Source organism: Streptomyces monashensis, from assembly GCF_001866665.1.
Lineage (GTDB): Bacteria > Actinomycetota > Actinomycetes > Streptomycetales > Streptomycetaceae > Streptomyces > Streptomyces monashensis.
In genome coordinates, this window is record NZ_MLYO01000044.1 from 19,224 (window position 1) to 29,045 (window position 9,822).

The 9,822-nt window shown below is 69.2% G+C and carries 3 protein-coding genes and 1 tRNA gene; 1 reads left to right on the forward strand and 3 read right to left on the reverse strand.

The window, feature by feature from the left end; translation table 11 throughout:
• Positions 1 to 161: 161 nt before the first annotated feature.
• Positions 162 to 5,621: a HAMP domain-containing protein gene (locus BIV23_RS25975; RefSeq protein ID WP_107471259.1), complete on the reverse strand. Its 5,460-nt coding sequence runs from the start codon at positions 5,619 to 5,621 to the stop codon at positions 162 to 164.
• 408 nt (positions 5,622 to 6,029) lie between these two features.
• On the opposite strand from BIV23_RS25975, the gene BIV23_RS25980 reads away from it, so the two are divergent.
• Positions 6,030 to 8,789 (forward strand): SpoIIE family protein phosphatase, encoded by a 2,760-nt coding sequence (locus tag BIV23_RS25980; protein ID WP_071383387.1) that lies wholly within the window; start codon positions 6,030 to 6,032, stop codon positions 8,787 to 8,789.
• A 70-nt stretch (positions 8,790 to 8,859) separates the two neighbouring features.
• Here the strand turns inward: BIV23_RS25980 and BIV23_RS25985 are convergent.
• Positions 8,860 to 8,935: transfer RNA gene (locus tag BIV23_RS25985), tRNA-Thr, on the reverse strand.
• An 84-nt stretch (positions 8,936 to 9,019) separates the two neighbouring features.
• On the reverse strand, positions 9,020 to 9,682 hold the full coding sequence (locus BIV23_RS25990) for a DegT/DnrJ/EryC1/StrS family aminotransferase (RefSeq protein WP_071383388.1): 663 nt from the start codon (positions 9,680 to 9,682) through the stop codon (positions 9,020 to 9,022).
• Positions 9,683 to 9,822 lie beyond the last annotated feature (140 nt).

A 9,822-nucleotide genomic window follows, 5' to 3' on the forward strand; every position in this document is an offset into this window, starting at 1 on the left:
GCCCGGATGGTTCCCGGAATCCGGCGTTCCCATACGCGCACAGCTCACTCGGCTCCTGCCTTCGCAGCCGCCCCGCAGGGGCAACTCCCGACGCCCGCCAGAGGTTCCCCGGGAGTTCACATCCCGGTGAACCCCTTTTCGCGCCACCTCGTGATCTCGCGTCACCGCGCGCCCATCCACTGCTGCATCACGGCCAGCAGGTGGTCCGGGTCGACCGGCTTGGTCACATAGTCCGAGGCACCCGACTCGATCGCCTTCTCGCGGTCGCCCTTCATGGCCTTCGCCGTCAGCGCGATGATCGGCAGGCCGGCGAACTGCGGCATCCTGCGGATCGCCGTGGTCGTCGCATACCCGTCCATCTCCGGCATCATGATGTCCATCAGCACGACCGCCACGTCATCGTGCTGCTCCAGCACCTCGATGCCCTCGCGGCCGTTCTCGGCGTACAGCACCGAGAGGCCGTGCTGCTCCAGCACGCTGGTCAGGGCGAACACGTTGCGGATGTCGTCGTCGACGATCAGCACCTTCTCGCCGCCGAACCGCACCGCGCGCACGGGGTGCAGCGTGCCCTCCGGTTCGGGGACCGTCCAGTGCTCCGCCCGCGGCTCGCCCTGCGGCAGGGCGGCACGCCGCCGGCGCCGGAAGAGCGCCGCGGGGCCGTTCTGCGTCTCCCGGTACGACTTCACCTCGGCCGGCGTCTCGACCTCCACCGCGGACAGCTCCGAGGACGACTTTGCCTCCGAGGCCAGCAGCTCGCCCGCCCCCAGCGGGGGCACGGACTGCTGGTAACCCTGCGGCGGCAGTTCGCTCGGGTGCAGCGGGAGGTACAGGGTGAACGTCGAGCCGCGGCCCGGCTCGCTCTGTGCGTGGATCTCACCGCCGAGCAGCTGCGCGATCTCCCGCGAGATCGACAGGCCCAGACCGGTGCCGCCGTACTTGCGGCTGGTCGTACCGTCCGCCTGCTTGAACGCCTCGAAGATCACCCGCATCTTGCTGGCCGCGATGCCGATCCCCGTGTCCGTCACCGAGAACGCGATCAGCGGCGCCTCCGGATCGGTCAGCGCACCGGCCTCCAGCAACTGCTCGCGGATGCCCACCGGCACATCCGCGCCGGCCGGCCGGATCACCAGCTCCACCGAACCCGAGTCGGTGAACTTCACCGCGTTCGACAGCAGGTTGCGCAGCACCTGAAGCAGCCGCTGCTCGTCGGTGTGCAGGGTCGCGGGCAGCTCCGGGGAGACCCGTACGGACAGGTCCAGGCCCTTCTCCGCGGTCAGCGGGCGGAAAGTGGCCTCCACGTAGTCCACGAGCTGTACGAGCGCGATACGCGTCGGGGAGACGTCCATCTTGCCCGCCTCGACCTTCGACAGGTCGAGGATGTCGTTGATGAGCTGGAGCAGGTCCGAACCGGCACCGTGGATGGTCTCGGCGAACTCGACCTGCTTCGGCGAGAGGTTGCCCTCGGCGTTGTCGGCGAGCAACTTGGCCAGGATCAACAGCGAGTTGAGCGGCGTGCGCAGCTCGTGCGACATGTTGGCGAGGAACTCGCTCTTGTAGCGCATCGACACCGCGAGCTGCTCGGCGCGCTCCTCCAGGACCTGCCGGGCCTCCTCGATCTCGGTGTTCTTCACCTCGATGTCGCGGTTCTGCCGGGCCAGCAGCTCGGCCTTCTCCTCCAGCTCGGCGTTGGAGGCCTGCAGCGCCTTCTGCCGGTTCTCCAACTCGGCCGACCGCTCCCGCAGTTGCTCGGTCAGCTCCTGCGACTGCTTCAGCAGCTGTTCGGTCTTGGTGTTGACCGAGATGGTGTTGACGCTCGTCGCGATCATCTCGGCGATCTGGTTGAGGAAGTCCTTCTGGATCTGCGTGAACGGCGTGAAGGAGGCCAGCTCGATGATGCCGAGCACCTTGCCCTCGAACAGCACCGGCAGCACGATCACCTGCGCGGGCGGGGCCTCGCCGAGCCCGGAGGAGATCTTCAGATAGCCGCTCGGCGCGTCCGACACCAGGATGGTGCGCTTCTCCTCGGCGGCCGTGCCGACCAGCGCCTCACCGGGCCGGAACGACGTCGGCATCGAGCCCATCGAGTAGCCGTACGAACCCAGCATCCGCAGCTCGTAGTTGTCCTCGCCGTTGCCCACGGCCTTGCCCTCGACCATCGGCATCGCCAGGAAGAACGCGCCGTGCTGCGCGGACACCACCGGCGTCAGCTCGCTCATGATCAGCGACGCGACGTCCTCCAGGTCGCGGCGGCCCTGCATGAGGGCGGAGATCCGGGCCAGGTTGCCCTTGAGCCAGTCCTGCTCCTTGTTGGCGATCGTGGTGTCGCGCAGGTTGGCGATCATCTTGTTGATGTAGTCCTGGAGTTCCTGGATCTCGCCGGACGCGTCCACGTCGATCTTCAGGTTCAGGTCGCCGCGGGTCACCGCGGTCGCCACGCGCGCGATGGCGCGCACCTGCCGGGTCAGGTTCCCGGCCATCTCGTTCACCGACTCGGTCAGGTCCCGCCAGGTGCCGTCGACGTCACGCACGCGTGCCTGGCCGCCGAGCTGTCCCTCGGTGCCCACCTCACGCGCCACGCGCGTGACCTCCTCGGCGAAGCTGGACAGCTGGTCGACCATCGTGTTGATCGTCGTCTTCAGCTCGAGGATCTCGCCGCGGGCGTCAATGTCGATCTTCTTGGTCAGGTCACCCTTGGCGATGGCCGTGGTGACCATGGCGATGTTGCGCACCTGACCGGTCAGGTTGGACGCCATCTGGTTCACGGACTCGGTGAGGTCCTTCCAGGTGCCGGCCACACCCGGGACGTGCGCCTGGCCGCCCAGGATGCCGTCCGTACCCACCTCACGGGCCACCTTGGTGACCTGGTCGGCGAACGAACTCAGCGTCTTCACCATGGTGTTGATGGTGTCGGCGAGCTGCGCGACCTCACCGCGCGCCTCGATCGTCACCTGCCGCGTCAGGTCGCCGTTGGCGACGGCCGCGGACACCTGCGAGATGTTGCGCACCTGCATGGTCAGGTTGTTGGCCATCAGGTTGACGTTGTTGCTCAGGTCCTTCCAGATGCCGGTGACGCCCGGCACATGCGCCTGGCCGCCCAGGATGCCCTCGGTGCCCACCTCACGGGCCACCCGGGTCACCTGCTCGGCGAAACTGGACAGTTGATCAACCATGGTGTTGACCGTCGTGACCAGCTCAAGAATCTCGCCCTTGGCGTCAACAGTGATCTTCTTGGACAGGTCGCCCTTGGCCACCCCCGTCGTGACCTCGGCGATGTTGCGCACCTGGATCGTCAGGTTGTTCGCCATGAAGTTCACGGACTGCGTGAGGTCCTTCCAGGTACCGGAGACACCCTGCACCTCGGCCTGACCGCCGAGGATGCCCTCCGTGCCCACCTCACGGGCCACACGCGTGACCTCCTCCGCGAACGACGACAGCTGGTCGACCATCGTGTTCAGGGTGTTCTTCAGCTCCAGGATCTCCCCACGCGCGTCCACGGTGATCTTCTGGGAGAGGTCACCGCGGGCCACCGCCGTGGCGACCTGCGCGATGTTGCGCACCTGGGCCGTCAGGTTGCCGGCCATGCCGTTCACGGAGTCCGTCAGGTCCCGCCACACGCCGGCCACACCGGGCACCTGCGCCTGGCCGCCGAGGCGCCCCTCGGTACCCACGTCCCGGGCGACCCGGGTCACCTGGTCGGCGAAGGCGGACAGTTGATCAACCATCGTGTTGATCGTGTTCTTCAGCTCGAGGATCTCGCCGCGCGCGTCGACGTCGATCTTCTGCGACAGGTCGCCGTTCGCCACCGCCGTCGTCACCTGGGCGATGTTGCGCACCTGGGACGTCAGGTTGCCGGCCATGAAGTTGACGGAGTCCGTCAGCTCCTTCCACGTGCCCGACACGCCGTCCACCCGGGCCTGACCACCCAGCCGGCCCTCCGTGCCCACGTCCCTGGCCATCCGCGTGACCTGGTCGGCGAAGCTCGACAGCTGGTCCACCATCGTGTTCACGGTGTTCTTCAGCTGGAGCATCTCGCCGGAGACGTCGACGGTGACCTTCTGCGAGAGGTCGCCGTTCGCCACGGCCGTCGTCACCTGGGCGATGTTGCGCACCTGGCCGGTGAGGTTGCGGAATGCAGTGTTGACGGAGTCCGTCAAGTCCTTCCATGCACCGGCGGCACCGGGCACCTGTGCCTGACCGCCCAGTTCACCCTCGACACCGATCTCCCGCGCGACGCGGGTCACCTCGGCACCGAATGCCGACAGCTGGTCCACCATGCCGTTGACGGTGTTCTTCAGCTCCAGCATCTCGCCGGCCACGTCCACCGTGACCTTCTGCGACAGATCACCGCTGGCCACGGCGGTCGTCACGGCGGCGATGTCCCGCACCTGGGTCGTCAGGTTCCGGAAGACCGTGTTGACCGAGTCGGTCAGGTCCTTCCAGGTCCCGGCCGCGCCCGGCACGTTCGCCTGCCCGCCGAGCCGCCCCTCCGCGCCGACCTCGTTCGCCACGCGCGTGACCTCGTCCGCGAAGATGCGCAGCGTCTCGGTCATCTGGTTGATCGTCTCGGCCAGCTGGGCGACCTCGCCGCGCGCCGGAACCGTCACCTTCTGCGACAGATCACCGTTGGCCACAGCCGTCGTGACCTGCGAGATCCCCCGCACCTGCGCCGTCAGGTTGCCCGCCATCGTATTGACGGAGTCGGTCAGCTCCTTCCACACACCGGCCACCTCGGGCACCTGTGCCCGGCCGCCCAGGATGCCCTCCGTGCCCACCTCACGGGCCACGCGCGTGACCTCGGAGGAGAAGGCCGACAGCTGGTCCACCATCGTGTTGACGGTGTTCTTGAGCTCCAGCATCTCGCCGGCCACATGGACCGTCACCTTGCGTGACAGATCACCCTTGGCCACCGCCGTGGTCACCAGCGCGATGTCCCGCACCTGCGCCGTCAGCCGGTCGGCCATCGTGTTGACGGACTCCGTCAGGTCCTTCCACGAACCCGACATCCCGCGCACCCGGGCCTGCCCGCCGAGCTTGCCCTCGGTGCCGACCTCGCTGGCCACGCGCGTGACCTCGTCGGTGAACGTCGACAACTGGTCCACCAGGTTGTTGACGGTACGCCCGACCTTCAGGAACTCGCCGCGCAGCGGATGCCCGGCACCCTCGTCCTGCGCCTGCGTGCGCAGCTCCATCCGCGGCGACAGATCACCCTCGGCGACCGCCGTCAGCACCCGGCTGACCTCCGACACCGGCCAGACGAGATCGTCGACCAGCGCGTTGGAGGCGTCGATGGCGGTCGCCCACGAGCCCTCGCACGCCCCCGTCTCCAGCCGCTCCGTGAGTTTTCCCTCACGCCCCACCATGCGCCGTACCCGGGAAAGCTCCCCGGTCAGATGCATGTTCCGGTCGGCCACCTCGTTGAAGACGGCGGCGATCTCCGACATCACGCCGTCCCCGGACACGGTGAGCCGCTTGCGGAAGTTTCCGTCACGCATCGAGACGAGAGCCGCCAGCAGCCGGTTCAGGGCAGCCGTGTCCACGGCGGTGGTGCCGCCGCTCCTGCCCAGGGACGGTCCGCCTTTCGCGCGCGTCTTCGTGCCACGCGTCGCCGCGCCAGACTCCACTGTGTCCCTCCCGGAGGGGTAGACCGCTACTGCCGTGCTCTGCCGCTTCGGCCCCGGTTGCCGGTCACCGGCATACCGGATACTTCCGCGTACCCATTACTGCTGCGTATTTCTGCCAGACGAGATCCGGCCGCACCAGAGGCTGCTGCCCGCCGTACACGGAACACACGCAGCCCGACCCGACCTTCACCAGAAGCTTGCCCAGTGTTTCACCCGGGCCGAACCAGGCCATAACAGTTCGGCAGCTTCGCACATCGCCCGCACACCGTGAGGGGTAAACACCGGCGACCGGCATCCGCACGGACGGCGAAGGTAAGTAACCTTGCATCCGGCTGTCCAGCCGCACCGGTCCGACCGGCCTGGGCGGTGGCACGAGCACGAGGGGCATCGGAGGGGCGGCCGCAGACCATGACCACCGGAGTCATCCCCGGGGGACAGCCCCCGGAGCCACAGCCGACGGGCGAGCTGCTGCCCCAGCAGCGAAGCGAGCCGGCCGGCCACGCTGCCCTGCACGCCGACAACCGGCCGAGGAGTTCTGTGATCACCGCGCGCGCGGCCGCCACCTTCGAGCCCGTCGGGCGGTCTGTCGCGACCGCCCGGTCCTTCGTCCGCGACACGCTCCAGGGCTGGGGCTTCGCCGACATCGTCGACGACGCCGTCGTCCTCACCAGCGAACTGGTGACCAACGCCGTCGTCCACGCGGGCACCCACGCTGACGTCCTGTGCCTGCGCACCGACGACGGCGCGCGCATCGAGGTCTCCGACCGCTACCCCGAGCGCGAGGTCCCCCTCCAGAGCACCGCCGCCACGATGGGCAGCCCCGACCGCGAGGGCGGGCGCGGCCTCCAGCTGTGCGCGGCCCTCGCCGCCCGCTGGGGCGTGGACTACACCCCCACCCACAAGAACGTCTGGTTCCAGCTCAATCTCCCCCAGCGCCCGGTCGGCACCCGCTCCGCCGGGCCGTCCCTGCCCGCCGAACTACTGCCCCTGGCCGACGGCCGGGTCCGGGTCGCCGTCCTCCAAGTCGACCGAAAAGGCTCCCTGACCGCCTGGAACGAGGACGCCGAGGAACTCTTCGGCTACGCCTCGAGCGAGGTCATCGGCAGGCCCCTCACCGAACTCGCGGCCTGGCCGCACACCCCGGGCACCAGTACAGGCGTCGCCGAGGCCCTCCAGCTCTCCCGCTGGGAGGGCAGCTACGGCATCCGCGGCGCCGACGGCCGCGTGGCCCCGGTCTACGCCTCACACCTCCGCGTCCGCGACACCGGCGGCGAGCCCTCCACCGTCTGCCTCCTGGTACGGGACCACGAGCGCGCCGTGCTCCAGACACCGCTGCGCGTCCCGGCAAGCGACCAGAATCAGCCATCCGACGGCCCGAACACCGACCCCTTCGAGGTGTTCATCGGCTCCCCCGCCCCGGACGACCTCGACGGCCTGCTCCAGCGCACGGTGGAACGCGCGCGTGACATGCTCGACGGCGACTCCGCCTTCCTGCTGCTCGCCACCGACGACGAGACCGAACTGGAGGTCCGCGCCTCCACCGGCCTGCCCTCCGCCCGCCAGCGCTTCGCGCGCGTGCCCGTCGAGGCCGGCCCCGGGCGGTACGGCTCCGCGCGCATGCCCGCCGTCCACGACGACCTGACGGCCGTACCCGGCGCCGTCCCCCTCCTGTCCGGCACCGGCATGCGCTCGGTCGTCACGGTCCCGCTGAAGGTCGAGGGCCGCCTCACCGGCTCCCTCGGCGTCGCCGCCGAGGCCTCCGGCAGATACTCCAACGAGGAGGCGCTGCGCCTCCAGTTCGCCGCCGACCGCATCGCCCTGGCCGTCGAGTCGGCCCGCCTCGGCGAACTGGAACGCCTGCGCCGCGGCTCCCTCAGCTTCCTCGTCGAGGCCTCCGACCTGCTGGCCGGCACGCTCGACCGCGACCAGACGCTGGCCCTCATGGCCCAGATGACGGTCCCGACCCTGGCCACCTGGTGCGCCGTCTACACGATCGCCGACCAGGCATCGGACCCGTATCTGTCCTACGTCCTGCACGAGGACGAGGAACTCATCGACGGCATCAAGTCGTTGCTCTCGAAGATCGCCCCGCCCGACCCGGTGCCGACCCCCGGCGCCCGCGTGTGGACAGTCCCCGCCGAGGTGGCCCACCAGGCGGCCCTGCGCACCTCCATGCGCACGCTCGGCCTGTCCGGCGGCCCCGCCCACCGGATCTCGTCGAGCATCGGCCCGACCCTGTCCACCGCCTCCGCGGTCGGCGGCGAGACGGTCGTCCTGCCGCTCGTCGCCCGCAACCGCGTCATCGGCATGCTCGTCCTCGGCAAGCCCACCGACGAACACTTCCGCCAGGAAATCCTGGAACTGGCCGAGGACCTGTCCCGCCGGGCCGCACTCGCCCTGGACAACGCCCGCCTGTACTCGGAGCGCACGGCCATCAGCCAGGCCCTCCAGCGCAGCCTCCTGCCGCCCGGCACCCCGCACATCGACGGCGTCGAGGTGGAGGTCATCTACCGCGCGGCCGGGGAGGGCAACGAGGTCGGCGGTGACTTCTACGACCTCTTCCCGATCGGCAACGGCGCCTACGGCTTCGCCATCGGCGACGTCTGCGGCACGGGCCCCAACGCCGCGGCGGTCACCGGCCTCGCCCGGCACGCCCTGCGCCTGCTCGCGCGCGAAGGCCTCTCCGGCCCCGCGGTCCTGGAGCGCCTGAACTCGGCCATCCTCGACGAGGGGGACCGCAGCCGCTTCCTGACCCTCCTCTACGGCGAGATGCGTCTTCAGGAGGACGGCAGCGCGGAGCTGAAGGTGGTCTGCGCCGGCCACCCGCTCCCGCTGCGCCTGCGCCAGGACGGCACGGTCGTCGCGGCAGCCGAACCCCAGCCGCTGCTCGGCGTCATCGAGGACCTGGAACTGTACGAGGAGACCGTCACCCTCGATCCGGGCGACGTCCTGCTCTGCGTCACGGACGGCGTCACCGAACGCCGTGAGGGCTCGCGCATGCTGGGCGACGACGGCCTCGCCGACGTCCTCACCACGTGCACTGGACTGACGGCCGGAGCGGTCGCGGCCCGCATCATGCGCGCCGTGGAGCGCTTCGCGTCCGACGCTCCGTCGGACGACATGGCCATTCTGGCGATGCGGGTCCCGGGAATCCACCAGGACGCATGAGGCCTTGAGGCTGCGAGGCCTTGAGGGCATGAAAAAGGGCCCCACCCGAGAGGGTGGAGCCCTTCTTTACTGGAGCCCCCAAACGGAATCGAACCGTTGACCTTCTCCTTACCATGGAGACGCTCTGCCGACTGAGCTATAGGGGCCTGTCGTTTTCGAGGTTTCCCCCGCGGCGACAAAGAAACTGTACCCCGAACCGCCCTGGGTTCCCAAATTCGTTCGGGAGCCGTTCAGAAGGCGGGCTGGAGCAGTCCGCCGAGCGCGTTGCACGCCGAAACGATGCGCTGCATCTCTCTCTTGGTGAGCGCGGCATCGACGGGCAGCGCCAGCGTCTCATCGGCCGCCAGCTCGGTCTCGGGCAGCGACACGCACCGCCGGAACTCAGGCAGCCGGTGCACGGGAGTCTTCACCGGCACCCGGCACTCAACTCCCTTGGCCCGCAGGGCCCGTGCGAAGGCGTCCCGGTCCGGTCGGCCGTTGCCCGGCACCCGCACCACGTACTGCTGATACGTGTGCCCGTCGCCCCCGTCCGGTGTCCGCACGCCCTTGAGCTTGGCGTCCAGGTAGGCGGCCCGCTGCCGACGCTGCGCTATCTCGTCGTGCGGCGCCTCGGACTCCCCCTGCTCCAGCATGAGCAGGCCCTGCCGCTGCCCCAGCGCGTGCAACCGCCCGATGTCGGCCCGCCGTCCGAAGCGATGCACGGCAACGACCGCCGCCGTACGCGACGTTACGGCCGCCTCCACGGCACCGGGATCGATGCAGTACGTCAACGGGTCTATGTCGGCGAACACCGGCAGCGCGCCGGCCAGGGTCACGGCCTCGGCGACTTCGACGTTCCCGAAGGCCGGTACGACGACCTCGTCACCGACTCCCACACCCGCGGCCCTGAGCATTGCAGCAGTTCCCATGTGCTGGATGTTCGGCGCGCAACATGAACGACACGTTAAGTAAACGGTAAAAAGGTCGGACCCCGAACCGAAGTTCAGGATCCGACCTTTTTGGAAGAATTGTTCGGCGGCGTCCTACTCTCCCA